This is a genomic window from Brevibacterium atlanticum, assembly GCF_011617245.1.
Lineage (GTDB): Bacteria > Actinomycetota > Actinomycetes > Actinomycetales > Brevibacteriaceae > Brevibacterium > Brevibacterium atlanticum.
Window position 1 is genome coordinate 2,888,801 of record NZ_CP050152.1, and the last position, 16,381, is coordinate 2,905,181.

15 protein-coding genes are annotated in these 16,381 nt (G+C 67.6%); 9 read left to right on the top strand and 6 right to left on the bottom strand.

The genetic code is table 11. From position 1 onward, the window contains the following. Positions 1-14 precede the first annotated feature (14 nt). Complete coding sequence (gene mnmA / locus GUY23_RS12895) at positions 15-1,235, bottom strand: tRNA 2-thiouridine(34) synthase MnmA (protein ID WP_166972911.1); 1,221 nt, start codon at positions 1,233-1,235, stop codon at positions 15-17. Next, the gene (locus tag GUY23_RS12900) at positions 1,232-2,443 is read right to left on the bottom strand and encodes a cysteine desulfurase family protein (RefSeq protein ID WP_166972913.1); all 1,212 of its coding nucleotides are present in this window, start codon (positions 2,441-2,443) and stop codon (positions 1,232-1,234) included. The genes mnmA and GUY23_RS12900 overlap by 4 nt, the downstream gene beginning before the upstream one ends. Positions 2,444-2,555: 112 nt before the next feature. On the opposite strand from GUY23_RS12900, the gene GUY23_RS12905 reads away from it, so the two are divergent. After that, positions 2,556-2,906, top strand: coding sequence for a hypothetical protein (locus GUY23_RS12905; RefSeq protein WP_166972915.1), 351 nt, complete (start codon positions 2,556-2,558; stop codon positions 2,904-2,906). Positions 2,907-2,935: 29 nt separating this feature from the next. After that, positions 2,936-3,328, top strand: a complete 393-nt coding sequence (locus GUY23_RS12910; RefSeq protein ID WP_228282840.1) for a hypothetical protein — start codon at positions 2,936-2,938, stop codon at positions 3,326-3,328. Positions 3,329-3,378: 50 nt separating this feature from the next. Here GUY23_RS12910 and GUY23_RS12915 read toward each other — a convergent pair whose 3' ends face one another. The 3 genes from GUY23_RS12915 to GUY23_RS12925 form a co-directional block, all read right to left on the bottom strand. After that, positions 3,379-5,037 (bottom strand): hypothetical protein, encoded by a 1,659-nt coding sequence (locus tag GUY23_RS12915; protein ID WP_228282304.1) that lies wholly within the window; start codon positions 5,035-5,037, stop codon positions 3,379-3,381. A gap of 188 nt (positions 5,038-5,225) precedes the next feature. Further along, positions 5,226-6,215 (bottom strand): tetratricopeptide repeat protein, encoded by a 990-nt coding sequence (locus GUY23_RS12920; RefSeq protein ID WP_166976080.1) that lies wholly within the window; start codon positions 6,213-6,215, stop codon positions 5,226-5,228. 187 nt (positions 6,216-6,402) lie between these two features. Beyond that, on the bottom strand, positions 6,403-8,022 hold the full coding sequence (locus GUY23_RS12925) for a hypothetical protein (RefSeq protein WP_228282305.1): 1,620 nt from the start codon (positions 8,020-8,022) through the stop codon (positions 6,403-6,405). A 272-nt stretch (positions 8,023-8,294) separates the two neighbouring features. Here GUY23_RS12925 and orn point away from each other — a divergent pair, with 272 nt between their 5' ends. From orn to GUY23_RS12940, 3 genes are all read left to right on the top strand, one after another. Continuing rightward, entirely contained in the window at positions 8,295-8,954 is a 660-nt protein-coding gene (gene orn / locus GUY23_RS12930) for an oligoribonuclease (RefSeq protein ID WP_228282307.1), read from the top strand. A gap of 120 nt (positions 8,955-9,074) precedes the next feature. After that, positions 9,075-9,446 (top strand): ArsR/SmtB family transcription factor, encoded by a 372-nt coding sequence (locus GUY23_RS12935; protein WP_166972919.1) that lies wholly within the window; start codon positions 9,075-9,077, stop codon positions 9,444-9,446. Next, positions 9,443-11,107: a SulP family inorganic anion transporter gene (locus GUY23_RS12940; RefSeq protein WP_166972921.1), complete on the top strand. Its 1,665-nt coding sequence runs from the start codon at positions 9,443-9,445 to the stop codon at positions 11,105-11,107. Before GUY23_RS12935 ends, GUY23_RS12940 begins: the two co-directional genes overlap by 4 nt. Before the next feature lie 4 nt (positions 11,108-11,111). Here the strand turns inward: GUY23_RS12940 and GUY23_RS12945 are convergent, their stop codons facing one another. Then, positions 11,112-12,032: an SCO6745 family protein gene (locus tag GUY23_RS12945; RefSeq protein WP_166972923.1), complete on the bottom strand. Its 921-nt coding sequence runs from the start codon at positions 12,030-12,032 to the stop codon at positions 11,112-11,114. 280 nt (positions 12,033-12,312) lie between these two features. Between GUY23_RS12945 and GUY23_RS12950 the strand changes: the two genes are divergently transcribed. From GUY23_RS12950 to GUY23_RS12965, 4 genes are all read left to right on the top strand, one after another. Further along, positions 12,313-13,305 carry a (Fe-S)-binding protein gene (locus tag GUY23_RS12950; RefSeq protein WP_166972925.1) on the top strand — a complete coding sequence of 331 codons (993 nt, stop codon included), beginning with the start codon at positions 12,313-12,315 and terminating at the stop codon, positions 13,303-13,305. Continuing rightward, a complete protein-coding gene (locus GUY23_RS12955) occupies positions 13,302-14,849 on the top strand; it encodes a lactate utilization protein B (protein WP_228282309.1) in 1,548 nt (515 codons plus the stop codon). Before GUY23_RS12950 ends, GUY23_RS12955 begins: the two co-directional genes overlap by 4 nt. Beyond that, the gene (locus GUY23_RS12960) at positions 14,846-15,535 is read left to right on the top strand and encodes a LutC/YkgG family protein (protein WP_166972927.1); all 690 of its coding nucleotides are present in this window, start codon (positions 14,846-14,848) and stop codon (positions 15,533-15,535) included. Before GUY23_RS12955 ends, GUY23_RS12960 begins: the two co-directional genes overlap by 4 nt. 108 nt (positions 15,536-15,643) lie before the next feature. After that, positions 15,644-16,381, top strand: a complete 738-nt coding sequence (locus tag GUY23_RS12965) for an LmeA family phospholipid-binding protein (RefSeq protein ID WP_166972929.1) — start codon at positions 15,644-15,646, stop codon at positions 16,379-16,381.

Sequence of the window (16,381 nt, forward strand, 5' to 3'; positions counted from 1 at the left end):
GCGGGCGGGTGGACTCACGCGCCGAGGCGGACGGCCTCCCGTGCGGGACCGACGTGATCCTTCGCGGTCGAGTCGATGGTCGCCTGTCCGAGCACGCGGGTGCCGCGGTAGATGACCATGGTCTGGCCCGGTGCCACCCCGGAGAGCTCCTCGGAGACGTCGACGTGCATGAGCTGCCCGGCCGGGCGTGCGGCGGGCACCTCCACCTCGTCGATGACGGGGCTGACCTCGTGCTCGGGGGCCTCGGCGACGAAGTCACCGAGCCAGGCGCGTGCCGGCACTGGGTCGGCGTGAGCACGGATCTGGACCTCGCAGTCGATGGCCGATTCGGGGTCCGATCCCATGTCGGACGGTGCTGCCCCGGCCCACGAGGTGCGGATTCCGGTGAGGTGGGAGACCGCGAGATCGGCCCGCGATCCCACAGTGACAGTGTTCGTCGCGGGATCGAGTCCGGTGACGAAGCGCGGCTTGCCGTCGGCAGCCGGCTTCTCGATGCCCAGGCCTTTGCGCTGACCGATCGTGTAGGTCATCGCTCCGTCGTGTTCGCCGAGGACTTCGCCTTCGGCGTCCTTGATGAGGCCGGGACGCATCGGGATCTTGTCGGCCAGCCACGCCTTGGTATCCCCGTCGGGGATGAAGCAGATGTCGTAGGAGTCGGGCTTGTTGGCCACGGAGAAGCCGCGCTCGGCTGCCTCGGCGCGGACTTCGGCCTTCGAGGCGGTGGCCCCGATCGGGAAGTAGCAGTGCTCGAGCTGGTCGGAGGTGAGCACGCCGAGGACGTAGGACTGGTCCTTGGCCAGGTCCTCGCCGCGGTGCAGCTCGGGCCGACCGTCGTCGTCGCGGAGCACTTCGGCGTAGTGGCCGGTCGCGATCGCGTCGAAGCCGAGCGCTAGAGCACGGTCGAGGAGGGCAGCGAACTTGATGCGCTCATTGCAGCGCATGCAGGGGTTCGGGGTCCGTCCGGCCGCGTATTCGGCGATGAAATCATCGACGATGTCTTCCTTGAACCGTTCGGAGAAGTCCCACACGTAGAAGGGGATGTCGAGCATCCCGGCCACCCGGTGGGCGTCGCGGGAGTCCTCGATCGTGCAGCAGCCGCGCGAACCCGTGCGCAGGGTTCCGGGCATGCGGGACAGGGCGAGGTGGACGCCGACGACTTCGTGGCCGGCGTCGACGGCGCGAGCCGCAGCCACGGAGGAGTCGACTCCGCCTGACATGGCGACGAGTACTCTCATGTTGCTCCTTGCATCCATCGGGGTGTTGCCGAGACCATCCCGGCCCGGCGTGCCTGTTCGACGACCTCGGGCAGGGCCTCCAGCAGGGCATCGACCTCGTCCTCGGTCGAATCGTGGCCGAGGCTGAAGCGCTGTGCGGAGCGAGCCGTGTCCTCGTCCATTCCGCAGGCCAGCAGCACGTGCGAGGGACGGGACACACCGGCGGAGCAGGCCGAACCCGTCGAGGTGGCCAGGCCCCTGGCATCGAGGCCGAACAGCAGGGAATCGCCTTCGCAGCCGGCGAAGGTGAAGTGAGCGTTGGCCGGCAGGCGGCCGTCACCGCGAGGACCGGAGAGGATGGCGCCCTCGATCGTCGATTCGATGCCGGCGATGAGGCGGTCGCGCAGAGCCGAGAACCGGTCGGCCCGCGTCTCGAGATCGCCCGTGGCCAGCTCGACGGCCTTCGCGAAGGCGACTGCACCAGCGACGTCGAGGGTGCCCGAGCGGACACCGCGCTCCTGTCCCCCGCCGTGGAGGATCGGGGCAGGGGCCGCGGCCCGGTCGAGCAGGAGCGCGCCGATGCCGACGGGTCCGCCGATCTTGTGCGCGGTGATCGACATGGCGGTGGCGTGCAGGTCCGCGAAGTTCAGTGGGATCTGCCCGAGCGCCTGCACGGCGTCGATGTGGAAGGGGATGCCGAGCTCGGCGGCGATCGCCCCGAGTTCGGCGATGGGCTGGATGGTGCCGATCTCATTGTTCGCGGCCATGACGCTGATGAGCGCCGTGCGGTCGGGATCCCTGCGCAGCTCGGCCTCGGCTGCCGCGAGGTCGACCCGGCCCTGGACGTCGACGTCGAGGAAGACGATCTCGGCGCCGAAGCCTTCGAGCCATTCCACGGAGTCGAGGATCGCGTGGTGTTCGATCGGCGTCGTCAGCACGCGCGGGCGGGCCGGGTTTTCGAACGCACCGCCGTTGCGGGAGAGGTAGAGGCCCTTGACGGCGAAATTGTCGGCCTCGGTGCCGCCAGAGGTGAAGATGACCTCCGACGAGGTGGCCGCGCCGACTCCGCGGGCGACGGCTTCGCGGGCCTCCTCGATCCGCATCCGCGCAGCCTGTCCGACGGCATGCAGGGCCGAGGGGTTCGCCCTGGCGGCGAGCTCGGCAGTGTAGACCTCGAGGACCTCGGCGGGCATCGGCGAGGTGGCTGCGTGATCAAGATAGATGGGCACCCTGCGATTTTAGTGGCTGCGGCGCGCTTCGGCCAGGATCCGTGCGGCATCTCACCCGCGGCAGCGGACCACACCCCGCAAGGTGCGCTCACATCACGACTACACTGGGGCCGTGTTCACCGTTTACACCATCGTCCTCTACGCCGTCACCGGCATCCTGACCCTGTGGTCGATCGTCGAGACCATCCGCAACAGGCCGGCGGGCAAGGCCCTTCTCGGGGCGACCGCTCTGCTGCTGCTTCTGCTCATCGTGCAGCTGATCCTCTCGATCGCGACCTTCGGATCGACCCACGGCGTCGATCCGCTGCTCTACTTCGGCTACGTGATCACGGCGATCCTCGTCATCGCCCTCGCCGGGTTCTGGGCGTTCGCAGAGCTCAGCCGCTGGGGACCGGGAGTCCTCGCCGCGGCAGGACTGACGGTGGTCGTCATGATCGAGAGATTGGACCAGATTTGGCAGTGACCAAGAACAGCCGCTCCCCCTACTCGGCCATGCACACCGGCCCCGGCCGGGCGCTGACCGCGGTCTATGGGGTCTTCGCGCTCTCGGCCACCGCACGGGCGGGCTACCAGCTCATCCGCGAATTCGACGTCGCGCCGATCGCGTACACACTCTCGGCGTTCGCCGCCGTCATCTACATCGTGGCGACGGTCTGCCTCGTCGTCGGCAGGCGGATCTCGCACCGGATCGCGCTGGCCGCATGCGGGATCGAGTTCATCGGCGTCATCGTCGTCGGCATCCTCAGTTACACCCACCCGGAGGACTTCGCGAAGCCGTCGGTGTGGTCGAACTTCGGCAGCGGGTACGGGTTCATCCCGCTCATCCTCCCGCTCATCGGCCTGTGGTGGCTGATCCGGGTCGGTCGCCGCGCGAACCGCGGCTGAGCGTCCGGACGCTGAGCCGCGAGAATCGGCTCAGCGCCCGGCACCGCGCCTCACTCCACGCGTGAGGACAGGACGTTCCAGTCGGTGGCCACGGCGGAGACGTCGTCACCGTTCTGCAGGAGCACGTATGGGTGCGCGGTGTCGACCTTGACGGTGTCGCCGTCCTTGTCGTTCGTCTTCACGGCCTCGACGGTGTCGCCGAGGTCGAGGGCGTAGTCGTTGGGGACCTTGATGGTCAGGGTGCATCGCACCTCTCCCATCCCGATCGCGCCGTCTTCGGTGGCCAGCGTCATGTCCTCGAACGCCAGATCCTCATACGGTCTGCAGTCGACGTCGACCTTGTCGAAGCCGGAGTCCTTGTCCCGCAGACCGCCGAGGTAGTCGCGGAAGTCCTTGAATCCGCCCTCTTTGATTCCGCCGGGAGCCCCGGATTCGGCTTTGCCGTCGACGAGGTAGGACGAGACGTCCTTCTCCGAGGTCGCCAGTTCGTCGTCGAAGTCCTCCGGCCCGGTCTCAACAGCTCCGCGGTCATCGGCCATGAGCGTCGGCATCTGGTCGGAGGGGATGTAGGACGATGAGCGCACGAGCGGGTCGGCCGAGGCTGATTCGCGGGTCACGAGCGACACCTGGGTGAGCTGTTCGTCGCCCTCGGTGGAGTTCTTGTCCGCGGTGCCGAAGGCGTAGAACCACATCGGGTAGTCGGTGAAGCTCGGGCTGCCGGCGACGACCTCGCTGAAGTTCGGGGCCCGCAGCTTCTGCTTGGCCTTGTCCGCGATCTGGATCTGGGCGCGGGTGCGGTCGATGAGCGGGGCGCCCTGGATCTTGTCGAGGTCGTCGCCCTTGTCGCCGAGCGTCTTGTCGAGCGACTCGGTGTAGTTCGTCATGAACTTGCCGGCCTCGCCCGGGCGCAGTGCGGTGCGTTCGTACGGGGTGGTGTCCGGGTTGCTGGGCTTGGCGATGGGCATGTTCGCACAGCCGCTCAGCGCCAGGGTCGTGCCCAAGGTCGCGGCCGTGACCGCGCGCAGCGACCGTCGGTTCCGCAGATCCCGTCGCCGAGGCGGCGCCGCGTTCGGTCGGGCAGGCTGGCCGGGCGAGCCCGGCTGAGGTGCGGAGGCGGGCCCAGGTTGGACCGTCGAGATCGGCTGCGTGGCGGGACCCGAGTCTGCGCCGGCCCGGCTGCGCCGGCCGGCTCTCGTGTCGTCGGTGGGTGCCCCCGGCCCGCTGCCATCAGGACCGCTGCCGCCCGGCCCGCTGCCGGTGGCGCGGTCCTTCTTGGGCGGAAGGATGCGGGACTGCCACCAGCGCATGAAGAAGAATGCGGAGAAGCCGGCGAGGATGATGCCGCCGGCGATGCCGAGCAGGCTGAGTCCGAGCACGCCGTTGACGCGCATGGACACATCCACCGTCGTCCCGTCGAGGGTGTCGTCGGCGTTGGTCGGCGCGATGACGAGGACCTGCGGTTCGGCGTCGAGGTCGAAGGTCTTGGCCACCGATTCGCCCGTGTCCTGACTGATCCACCAGTCACGGTCGGCGATGGCGGCTTCCGGCTTCGGCTGTCCCGGAATGAACCGGTGTTCGGTCGCGTTCGGGAAGGAGATGTCGCTGATCTGCTCCTGGGCGACCCCGTCGAGGTAGCTGTCGGCGTCGACGCCGTTCGCGGTCCCGATGAACAGTTCGGTGCCCTCGGAGTTCTTCGCCTTCACCGTCACGCTCGATCCCGAATAGGGCACGATTCCCTCGTCGAGGACGACGGCATAGGCGCCGTCCTTGACCGTGAATGCGGGTGTCTCGGTGATCTCGTCGGTGCCGACGACCGAGAGTGCGGAGATGACCAGTCCGGCGAGCGTGAGTGCCGCTACACCGAAGAGGATGGCCGTGATGAGTCGGATTCGCTGGATCAGAACAGTGCCCTCATGAGTGCGGTCCGTGCCTTGGTCACGGCTGGGTCGTCGGCGCCGAGGACTTCGAAGAGTTCGAGGACCCGCAGGCGCAGGGTCTCCTTCTCATCACCGGTCGTGGTGCGGATGAGGGAGATGAGTCGGTTGAAGGCGCTGCTCGCATTCCCGCCGACGACTTCGGCGTCCGCGGCGGCCATCGCATGGTCGACGTTCTTCGGATCCGCATCGGCGGCGGCGATGAGTTCACCGGGTTCTTTGTCGATGAGGCGACGGCCGAGTCCGGCCCGGGCGAGACCGAATTTGGCCTCCTCGTCGGCCGGAGCCTGTGCCAGGGCGGCCTTGAACAGCTGTTCGGCGGTGTCGAAGTCGCCCTTGGCCAGGGCCTCTTCGGCCTCGGGGTGGGCAGGGCCGGCCGGTTCGGGTTCGGCACCATCGGCCAGCGCATAGCCGGTGACGCCGTTCTCTGCGGCGAGCTTGAGCAGTTCGTCGAAGTAGGCGCGCACCTGCTGCTCGGGCACGGCGCTCTGGAAGAGTGGGACGGGCTGGCCCTTGACGATGGCGACGACCGTGGGAATCGACTGCACGCCGAAGGCCTGCTGCAGGCGCGGGTTCGCATCGACATCGACCTTGGCCAGCACGAGACGGCCGCCGTAGGCTTCGGTGACGCGTTCGAGGACGGGTGAGAGCTGCTTGCACGGTTCGCACCATTCGGCCCACAGATCGATGACGACGGGCACCCGGTCGGACATCGCGACGACGCCGTTGAAGCTCGCTTCGTCGACGTCGAAGACCAGGGACGGAACAGCCACCGCATTCGGGTCCTGCGCTCCCCCGCCGCCGGCAGCACCCGCTGCGCCGGGACCTGCGGCTCCCGGTTCCGCTGGAGCCTGTCCGGGACTGCCGGCCTGCTCCTGCGGCAGGTTCTTGCTGCGCACAGCGGACAGGTCGAGCCCCTGGTTGGGCTGCGTGTTCTCCTGCGAGGGATCCATTGACACGGGGTCTCCTTTATGACGCGTTCGGCGAAGCCTGTTTCGCCCCTGGTCCTTGCTTATCCGACGGAAGCTTATCCGACAGAAAGTATCAACATCGGTGGGCCTGCGGCTATTTCCGCGGCGGCTGCTTGGCCAGCCGCAGGCTGCGCGGCCGCAGACGGCCGATGCCGACACCCTGCACCGGTCAGCCCGCCTCTGCTCCGGCGAGGGTCTCGAGGCCGCCGATGAGTTTGACCTTGCCGTCCTTGGGGACGAGGAAGGTGAGCACCTGGGTCGTCTTCGTCGTCACCGGCTCCTTGGTGGAATCCGATCCGATGAGGTCCTTCTGCGGCGAGGACAGGGTCAGGGTTCCGGTGCGCCCTCCGGTCGATTCGGGACTGATGGTCGATTCGGCCTGGACGAGTCCGGTGACGATGGCGGCATCCCCGGCGGTTCCCTGAGCCACGAGTTCCTTGCCCGGCTTGTAGTCGTACTTCACTTCGGCCTTGCCGGCCGCGGCACTGTCCTTGAGCTCCTTCTGGTTCTTCCAGATGGACTTCGAGAAGTCATCGGCGTCGAACTTCTTCGCCTCCTTCGAGTCCGCACCGTTGCCGAGGGCCTTCGCATAGTTCGACACGACCGCTTCCGGGGTGTCGACGAAGTCCTTGGCACCGGGTTCGAGCATCTGCGCTCCCTGGCGGGAGTCGGGCAGTTCGGGAAGCTTCGTGCCACTCGTCAGCTGAGTCTGCGACCACAGCTTGTAGTCGCTGCGCGGGTCCTCCTGGGTGAGCACCAGCAGCTGCGAGGATCCGCCTGCTGAGGTGATGAGGCTGGTCACGCGCGGCCACGAGTCGGTCGCCGAGGTGTAGTTCGCGACGATCTCGTCGCTGGCCACCTCGGGCGGCATCTTCTGGTCTTTGACCTTGTCCTTGACCTTGTAGAGGTCTTCGCGCTGCTGCAGTGCGGGTCCGGCGGCACGCTCGCCCAGCGCCTTCGCATCGGTCTTCTTGTCGGCGGCTGTGACGTCCTCGGCCACGGAGTCGAGGATCCGCTTGGCCTGGTCGTCGGTGACTCCTGCCGGTGCGGAGCTCGGTGCTTCGGAGGGTTCGGGCTTCGGCAGCTCTTCCGGCCCGCAGGCGCTGAGCGCCAACACGGGGACGATGGCGAAGGCGGTGCCGTATTCGGCGAGCTTGCGGCGACGCTCCTGCCGCGCCATGCGCCGGTTCGCCTCCTTCTTCGCGTTGTTCGCCCCGAAGAAGAGCAGCACGAGGCCGCCGAGGAAGATGACTCCGCCGATGATCATCAGCGGCAGCGCCCACGGGGTGTCGGCGTGGTTGGGCCACGTCAGCGTCACGGTCTTGACCTGGCCGGCGTCACCGTCGCCGGCGATGAGGAAGCCGGTGCGGTTGGCGTCGTCGTTCCATTCGAGTTCGACCGAGTCCGTGCCGTTGACCTCGCTCTGCCACAGGTCGGCACCCTTGGGGTCGGGCACCGATCCCTCTCCGTCCGTGGCCTTGGTAGTGAGCTTTCCGCCCTCGGCGAGACCGGTGATGCGGTCGTAGCCGGACTGGCCGGCCCAGGCCTCGACGTTCTCGATCGGAGCCTGCGCGATCGTGAGATCGCCGCTGCCCTTGACCGTGAGCGTGGCGGGGGTTTCGTAGAGGTTGAGCATTCCGGGGTCGACGACGACCGCCGGTTTGTCGGCGTCGATCTGCGCGGTGGCAGTGATCGTATCCTCCGGCGCCCACAGCGTCTTCTGCAGGATGCCGAGGCCACCGACGACGACACCCACCACCATGAGAATCACAGCGAATGTGTAGCGCACGAGCGAACCTTCCCTCAGCCGAGCAAAATGGCACCCCAGTATCGGGGACCCTCCAAGTTTAAGTCACATGCCGGACAACACCTTTGTGCGCACGTTCAGTGTGTGTCGACGTTCACACCCGCGACCATCGCCGAGGCGGCTCCCGACCACCGTGAGATCCGCGCCTGAGACGGCTCCCGCCCACAGCGGGACCCGCCGTCACAGCGCCTCCCGGCCACTCTCACCCCCGCCCCGACGTGCCGCGCGGACGACATCTGGCCTAAGCTGGGCGGGTGAGCAACAACAGAATCGTCTGGATCGACTGCGAAATGACCGGCCTCGACGAGGTCAGGGACGAACTCATCGAGGTGGCGGCGATCGTCACCGACTTCGAGCTCAACCCCCTCGACGACGGCATCGACATCGTCATCAGGCCCTCCGATGAGGCGCGGGCGAACATGAACGAGTTCGTCACGAACATGCACACGAGCTCGGGACTGATCACCGAACTCGACGGCGGCACCACCGTTGCCGAGGCGCAGGCGAAAGTCCTCGAGTACGTGAAGAAGCACGTCCCCGAAGCGGGCAAGGCACCGCTGGGCGGCAATTCGGTGGGCACCGACAAGGTCTTCCTGACCAAGCAGATGCCCGAGCTCGTCGACTACCTGCACTATCGGATCATCGACGTCTCCTCGATCAAGGAACTGAGCAAGCAGTGGTTCCCCCGCGCCTACTTCCAGGCCCCGGCCAAGCACGGCGGACACCGAGCACTCGGCGACATCATCGACTCGATCGTCGAGCTCCAGTACTACCGGAAGACCGTGTTCTCTCCCGAAGGACCGAGTTCCGATGAGGCGAAGACCATCGCCGCCGAGGTGGCCGCGAGCTTCCCGACCGGCGCCGAGTCGGGCGGCACCGAATCAACCGGCACCGAGTCGGGCGAGTCCGACTGAGCTGAGGCAGCCCGAACCACTCCCCGGCGAGAGCCCGGTTCCGCAGATGCGGAACCGGGCTCTCGCTGTCTTCAGATGCATGTAGTGCCGCTTGCAGTCTTCCGATATGATGATTTCATCATGCCATTGAATCAGCTTCAGCGACCTCTCTACGAGGTCAAGGCGAACCTCTTCAAGGGCCTCGCCCACCCCTTCCGCATCCGCATCCTCGAACTCCTCTCGGGCACCGATGAGGTCAGTGTGGCCGATCTGCAGACCGAGACCGCACTCGAGGCCTCCCACCTCTCCCAGCACCTCGCTGTGCTCCGGCGCCACCGCCTCGTCGAATCCGAACGCCGGGCCAGTCACGTCTACTACCGCCTGGCCGACCGGCGCACCGCCGAACTCCTCGCCGTCGCCAGGGCGCTGCTGCTGACGATGCTCGAAGACGATGAGCAGCGACTCGCCGAGGCCCGTTCGCTGCCGGAGATCTCGGGCACGGGCACCGCATGAACACGACATCACCGCTGCACCACGCCCGCTCCCTGCTGCCGACCATCGGCGACTACCGACAGACGCGCCGGTCCTGGCCGAAGGATCTGCTCGCCGGGGTCACCGTCGGCATCGTCGCCCTCCCCCTCGCCTTGGGGTTCGGGGTGAGTTCGGGACTGACCGCGGAACAGGGGCTCATCACGGCCATCGTCGCGGGCTTCCTCGCTGCGGTCTTCGGCGGCTCCCACGTCCAGGTCTCCGGACCCACCGGCGCCATGGCCGTGGTGCTCGTCCCGATCGTCGCCGCCCACGGTGCCGGTGCCGTCGTGGCCGTGACGCTCATCGCCGGCATCATCGTCCTCGCCGCCGGCGTCCTGCGTCTGGGCAGGGCGGTGTCGTTCATCCCCTGGCCGGTCATCGAGGGCTTCACGCTCGGCATCGCCGCGATCATCTTCCTCCAGCAGGTCCCGTTCGTGACCACGGCCGCAAGTTCGAGGCCCGGGGAGCACAGCACGAACGCCTTCGTCGCCGCGACCCAGCTCATCGCCGAGGCGGACTGGTCGTATCTGCCCTACTCTCTGGGCGCCGTGGCGATCGTCGTCGTGTGCATGGTCGCGGCCCCGAAGATCCACGCGTCGATCCCCGGTTCGCTCGTCGGCATCGCCATCGTCACGATCCTCGCCGCGATCGTGCCGAACCCGCTCGCGACGATCGGCGCGATCCCCCAGTCGCTGCCGACACCCTCGGTGCCGGTCATCGATCTCGCCTCGATCGGGTCGCTGCTGCCGGCGGCCGGGACGATCGCGGCGCTGGCGGCGATCGAGTCGCTGCTTTCGGCCAGGGTCGCCTCGTCGATGTCGGATTCGGGTGCCTACCACCCGGACCGGGAGCTCGTCGGTCAGGGGATCGCCTCCATCGGATCCTCACTCTTCGGCGGCATGCCCGCCACCGGTGCGATCGCACGCACCTCGGTCAACATCCGCTCCGGCGGTCGGACTCGGCTGGCCTCGATCGTCCACGCCTTCGTCCTCCTCGTCATCGTGCTCATCGCGGCCGCACCGGTCAGCCGGATCCCACTCGCCGCACTCGGCGGAGTCCTCTTCGTCACCGCAGTGAGGATGATCCACCTGGCCACGATGCGCGCGATCCTGCGCTCGACCCGTTCGGACGCCATCGGGTTCGTCGTCACCGCGTTCATCACGGTCTCCTTCGACCTCATCGTCGCTGTGGGCATCGGCATGGTGGTGGCCGCGATCTTCGCTCTGCGCAACCTCTCCCGCGCAACCGGGGTGAGCATCGAACGGGTCGCCGATGAGGAGGACCCGCACCCCGATGACGCGTCGATCGCGATCGTCCGCTTCGACGGTCCCCTGTTCTTCGCCTCCTCGGACCGGGTCTTCGACGAGGTCACGCGGCTCGATGATGTGGCCGTCGTGGTGCTGCGCATGTCCCAGCTCGAACTCGTCGACGCCACGGGTGCGCGCATCCTCTCGGATGTGGTCAGGGCGTTCGAACGGCGCGGGATCACCGTGCTCATCAAGGGCGTCAAGGACGGTCATGTCGAGCTCTTCCGCCACGTCGGCGTGCTCGGTGCGCTGCGCCATCACAAGCATCTCTTCGACGACCTGCCTTCGGCGATCGCCCACGCCCGCTCACATGTGGAGCGGGCGCGGCAGCCCTGAGACTTCAGCCGGCCTTCTTCGCAGGCTGGGCGAACACGGTGGCGGGGAACGCCCCGGACTGGGCGATGACCTTGATCAGGGTGCGGCTCGGCGAGAGCAGGGCCTCGAGCTCATCGTCGTCGAGGACGGACCAGGCTGCGGTCACGGTGCCGTCGGTGAGCTGTTCGACCTGCTCCCGCAACTCCTGACCCGCCTCGGTGATGACGGGCAGGTCGAACCCGCGATCGTCGGTGTCCACGGTGATCAGCCCCGCCTCGGCGAGCCGTGCCTGCGCGGTCTGCCACTCCTCGTCGGTGTAGCCGCGGGTCTTCTGCGCCGCACGCGGGCGGAACGAGGCGCCCGTGGCGACGTCGAGCATGAGGGCGTCGATGCCGGGGACGCCGGCGGTGACGAGGGAGGCGACGTGACCGTCGCCGCGGAACTCACGGGCAATGGTCGCCGAGTCCCACAGCTTCTCGAACACGGTGTCGCCCTGGTGTCCGCCGATCGCGTCGGCGGTGGCCGCGGCCAGAGCGCGCCCGGCGAAGTCCATGTGCGCGAGCACGGGTTGGACGGCTTCGTTGACTTCGGTGGCCGCCTCGGTGAGCAGGGCGATGTCGTCACGGTCGCCGAAGAGTTCGTTCATGAATGCGGCGACGGCGTCGAAGCGGGTCGCCACCATCTCCTCGGGTGAGACCTTGTCCCATACGGCGGGGACGAGCGAGGCGACGAAGTTCGGCGAATAGTTGTAGTAGGCGGCGCTGACGACTCCCGGATTCACCCGCCCCAGCGGCGCGGAGCGTGCGGCCATGTTCCCTTCGAGCCCGGGTTCGAGGCCGTGCTCGGCGTAGACGGCACCGACCGTCTGTGAGAAGTACATCGCCGAGTGGAACGAGTTGAGGCGGGCGGAGAGCGTGCGGATGGTCTGTGTTCGCTGGTTGTCCATAGCGTCATCCTATTGTCGGCATCGTCGCAGGTAAATGGGGCACGGGCGGTGGAGAAATTAGCGCAGGCGGATGCATCCTAAATCGCCTTCTCAGCGCTCACGACAGCAGCTCTTCCGCGCCACGTGGGCGCTCGGGGAGGCCCGCGAGGTGACAGTGTTTGCACCGACCGCCCCCGGTGCTACGGTCGGCACACGGAGTGACAAGGACCGTTCCCGACCTCGACATCGGCCCGGTCGGCAGGCGATCCTCGCAACGCACGGAGCCCAGCTTGGAGGTCAGATGAGGATCGCACTGTTCGCCACCTGCATCGTCGATGCGATGTATCCCGAGGTTGCTCAGGCGACCGTGAGGATTCTTCGCCGTCTCGGCCACGAGGTCATCTTCCCCGAGGGCCAGTCCTGCTGCGGGCAGATGCACATCAACTCCGGCAAGTTCGCGCAGGCCGAGCCGGTCATCGCCAACCATGTCCGGGCCTTCACCGGCACCGAATGGGATGTCGCCGTGGCTCCCTCCGCCTCGTGCGTAGCTTCGCTCGGGCACCAGCAGCCGATGGTCGCCCGCCGGCAGGGCAACGATGCCCTGGCCTCCGAGGCCGCCGAGGTGGCCGACCGCACCTATGAGCTCACCCAGTTCCTCACCGACGTCGCCGGCGTCACGGATGCCGCTGCCGACCTCGGGTCCTATTTCCCCCACCGGGTGACCTATCACCCGTCCTGCCACGGGATGCGGCTGCTGCGCCTCGGCGATCGGCAGTCCTCACTGGTCCGGTCCGTCGAAGGCATCGACTTCGTGGAGCTGCCGCTGGCCGATTCCTGCTGCGGCTTCGGCGGCACCTTCTCAGTGAAGAATCCTGAGGTCTCCTCGGCGATGCTCGCGGACAAGGTGCGCACCGTCCAGGCCACGAACGCTGATGTCTGCACCGGCGGAGACGCCTCCTGCCTGCTCCACATCGGCGGTGGGATCTCCCGCTTCGAACGCACCGGCGGCTTCGGCGGCACCCCGGATGTCACGGCCGTGCACGTCAAGGAGACGAGTTCGACCGATGCCCGGGGCCACACCACCGAGACGCTGACGACCGTCGTCGGCGCCGACGATGACGACCACCTCACGCCCGGTGAAAGGGGAACTGCCCCGGCGGAGCCGAGCAGGGCGCAGGGGTTCCGCGTCGGTCAGGCCGCAGTCCACTTGGCCCGGATCCTCGCCTCGACGAAGGAGGATCCGCTGCGGGTGCCGAGCGAAGGAGCCGAAGTGAGCGGAGGGAGCCTGCGATGACGTTCTTGGGAATGCCGCTGCTGCGTTCGAAGCACGCACACAGCGATCTGCCCGGCGGGCAGGGCAACATCGTCGAGACCGAGGCCTTCCCCGAGGTCTCGCACGAGCACCTGTCGAACCAGCAGCTGCGCAACAACATCGGCCATGCGACCTCGACGATCCGGTCGAAGCGCGCCGAGGTGGTCTCTGAGCTCGACGACTGGGAGAAGCTGCGCAATGCCGGTGAGGCCACGAAGAACGAGGTGATGGCCAACCTGCCCGAGTACCTCGCACAGTTCGAGGAGGCGTTCACCGCTACCGGCGGCATCATCCACTGGGCCCGGGACGCCGATGAGGCCAACGCCATCGTCACCGAGCTCATCGAAGACAATGCTCCTGTGCTCGAGACCGGCCGCCGCGAGGTCATCAAGGTCAAGTCGATGGCCACGCAGGAGATCGGACTCAACGAACACCTCGAGACCCAGGGCATCGACGCCTTCGAGACCGACCTGGCCGAACTCATCGTCCAACTCGGCGAGGACAAGCCCAGCCACATCCTCGTCCCCGCCATCCACCGCAACCGCGACGAGATCCGGGACATCTTCATGAAGACGATGCCCGACGCCGGACAGCTGACGAACGAACCGGCGGTCCTCGCCGAGGCGGCCAGGAAGCACCTGCGCCACAAGTTCCTCACCACGAAGGTCGCGATCTCCGGGGCGAACTTCGGCATCGCCGAGACCGGGACGCTCGGCGTCGTCGAGTCCGAAGGCAACGGACGCATGTGCCTGACCCTGCCGGAGACGCTCATCACGGTCATGGGCATCGAGAAGCTGCTGCCTCGCTTCGCCGATCTCGAGGTGTTCCTGCAGCTGCTGCCGCGCTCGTCCACCGGTGAGCGGATGAACCCCTACACCTCCTTCTGGACCGGCCGCACCGAGGGCGACGGACCGCAGAACGTCCACCTCGTCCTCCTCGACAACGGGCGTACCCGGGCCTTGGCCGATGAGCACGGGCGTACGGCGCTCAACTGCATCCGCTGCTCGGCGTGCATGAACGTCTGCCCCGTCTACGAACGCACCGGCGGCCACGCCTACGGCTCGACCTACCCGGGGCCGATCGGAGCGATCCTGTCCCCGCTGCTCACCGGCGTCGAGGACGAGGCGAACGGCACTCTGCCCTATGCGTCTTCGCTGTGCGGGGCCTGCTACGACGTGTGTCCCGTGAAGATCAACATCCCCGAGATCCTCGTCCACCTGCGGGCCGAGGACGTCGAGGCCAACCATTCCCCCGTGTCCACCCAGCTCGATGCCGCACTCACCGGCGCCTCGTGGATGATGGGCGACGGAAAGCGGATGACGGCAGTGGAGAAGGGACTGCCGCTGGCGCACAAGGCCACACGCGGGAAGCAGATCGATGCTCTGCCCGGCATCGCGGGAGCCTGGACCTCGAGCCGTGACATCCCGGCCCTGCCGGAGAAGAGCTTCCGGCAGCAGTGGGCCGACGAGGAAGCGCAGCGCAGCGGGACTGGAGCGCAGACCGGCGACGAGGAGGGACAGCGATGACCGACACCGCCCGTGAGGAGATCCTCGCCCGCATCAACGAGGCCCTCGGCCGTCGCGGAGGCGGGGAGTACGTGTCCTCGAATCCGCGCAGCACCACCTCGGCGCCCGGTGTCGCAGGGCCCGAGGCGACGGCCGCGGATGCCGGCTATCACCACGAGGGCACGCACACGGGTGAGGACCTCGTCGAACTCCTCATCGACCGCCTCGTCGACTACAAGGCGAACGTCCACCGCGCTTCCGGCGATCCTGCCGGCACGATCGCCGAGCTCATCAGTGATCATTCCTCGATCGTCGTGCCCCGCGGTCTGGAGTCGGCCTGGCCGGCCGGGTTCTCCGGTGAGGTGAACGTCGATGCCCCCGGTGAGGAGCTCAGCGTCGACGAACTCGACGCGCAGGGTGCGGTGGTGACCGCCTCGGCGGTGGCGATCGCACAGACGGGCACCATCGTCCTCGACGGGTCGGCTGAGTGCGGACGGCGGGCGATCACCCTCGTACCGGACCATCATGTGTGCGTCGTGAGGGTGAGAGACATCGTCGACATCGTCCCCGAGGGCATCGCCCGCCTCGACGCGAACGCTGCGCTGACGTTCATCTCCGGGCCTTCGGCAACGAGCGACATCGAGCTCAGCCGCGTCGAGGGAGTGCACGGTCCGCGCACCCTCGACGTCGTCATCCTCAGCGAGTGAGGCCGCCGTACCGACGACGATGGGCACGCCTGCGAGCGCCGACGGCGACGCGCGTGCAGCCGCCCTCGTGACAGCGGCCAGTGAGGTGAGTGCGGGAGAATGGGGCCCATGACCACGGCCAGGACCCTCGAATACCCGCAGCAGCCGGGCGGCCGCCCACCGCGGCGCAGCCGGTCGAAGACGCTCATCGTCTCCGCGATCGTCGTCATTCTCACCCTCATCATCGGAGTGATCGCGGCCGACCGGATCGTCGACTTCACCACCGAGCAGCGCATCGCCGACGGACTCTCCGACTACGGGGATGCCGATGTCTCCGTCGAGGGATTCCCCGTGCTCACGCAGATGGCGTCCGGGAAGCTCGACTCCGTACACATCACGGCGGACGAGGCGACCTATGAAAACGTCGACTTCACCGATGTCGATGCGAAGCTCTTCGACGTGCCCACCGACACCTCACGCCCCATCGGCACCGTCGACGCCACCGCGGTCCTCCCCCATGCCACACTCGACGACCTCGCCTCCGAGCATGCGTCCCTGCCTGCAGGAATGACGTTCACCACCGAGGACGACGAACTCTTCCTCAAGGGATCCCTGCTCGGCCAGGACCTGCTCATCGGGATCGAACCGAAGGCCGACGGCCGCAGAGCCGTCGTCAACGCCTCCGAGATCCGGTTGGGTTCGGCAAAAGTGAACGTCGACAGCCTGCCCGGGTTCCTCACCTCCGCGATCTCCGACATCGTCATCGACCTCGACTTCCTGCCCGCCGGGCTCGAGCTCACCGATATCACCCCCACCGAGGCGGGGCTGCAGGTCCGCCTCCACGGATCCGGGGTCAGCCTCGAGTGA

Coding starts and splice junctions, on each gene's coding strand:
- GUY23_RS12910 (WP_228282840.1), top strand. CDS start 2,936: ATGCACACCGGCCCCGGCCGGGCGCTGACCGCGGTCTATGGGGTCTTC.
- mnmA (WP_166972911.1), bottom strand. CDS start 1,235: ATGAGAGTACTCGTCGCCATGTCAGGCGGAGTCGACTCCTCCGTGGCT.
- GUY23_RS12960 (WP_166972927.1), top strand. CDS start 14,846: ATGACCGACACCGCCCGTGAGGAGATCCTCGCCCGCATCAACGAGGCC.
- GUY23_RS12920 (WP_166976080.1), bottom strand. CDS start 6,215: ATGGATCCCTCGCAGGAGAACACGCAGCCCAACCAGGGGCTCGACCTG.
- GUY23_RS12950 (WP_166972925.1), top strand. CDS start 12,313: ATGAGGATCGCACTGTTCGCCACCTGCATCGTCGATGCGATGTATCCC.
- GUY23_RS12940 (WP_166972921.1), top strand. CDS start 9,443: ATGAACACGACATCACCGCTGCACCACGCCCGCTCCCTGCTGCCGACC.
- GUY23_RS12955 (WP_228282309.1), top strand. CDS start 13,302: ATGACGTTCTTGGGAATGCCGCTGCTGCGTTCGAAGCACGCACACAGC.
- GUY23_RS12965 (WP_166972929.1), top strand. CDS start 15,644: ATGACCACGGCCAGGACCCTCGAATACCCGCAGCAGCCGGGCGGCCGC.
- GUY23_RS12935 (WP_166972919.1), top strand. CDS start 9,075: ATGCCATTGAATCAGCTTCAGCGACCTCTCTACGAGGTCAAGGCGAAC.
- GUY23_RS12945 (WP_166972923.1), bottom strand. CDS start 12,032: ATGGACAACCAGCGAACACAGACCATCCGCACGCTCTCCGCCCGCCTC.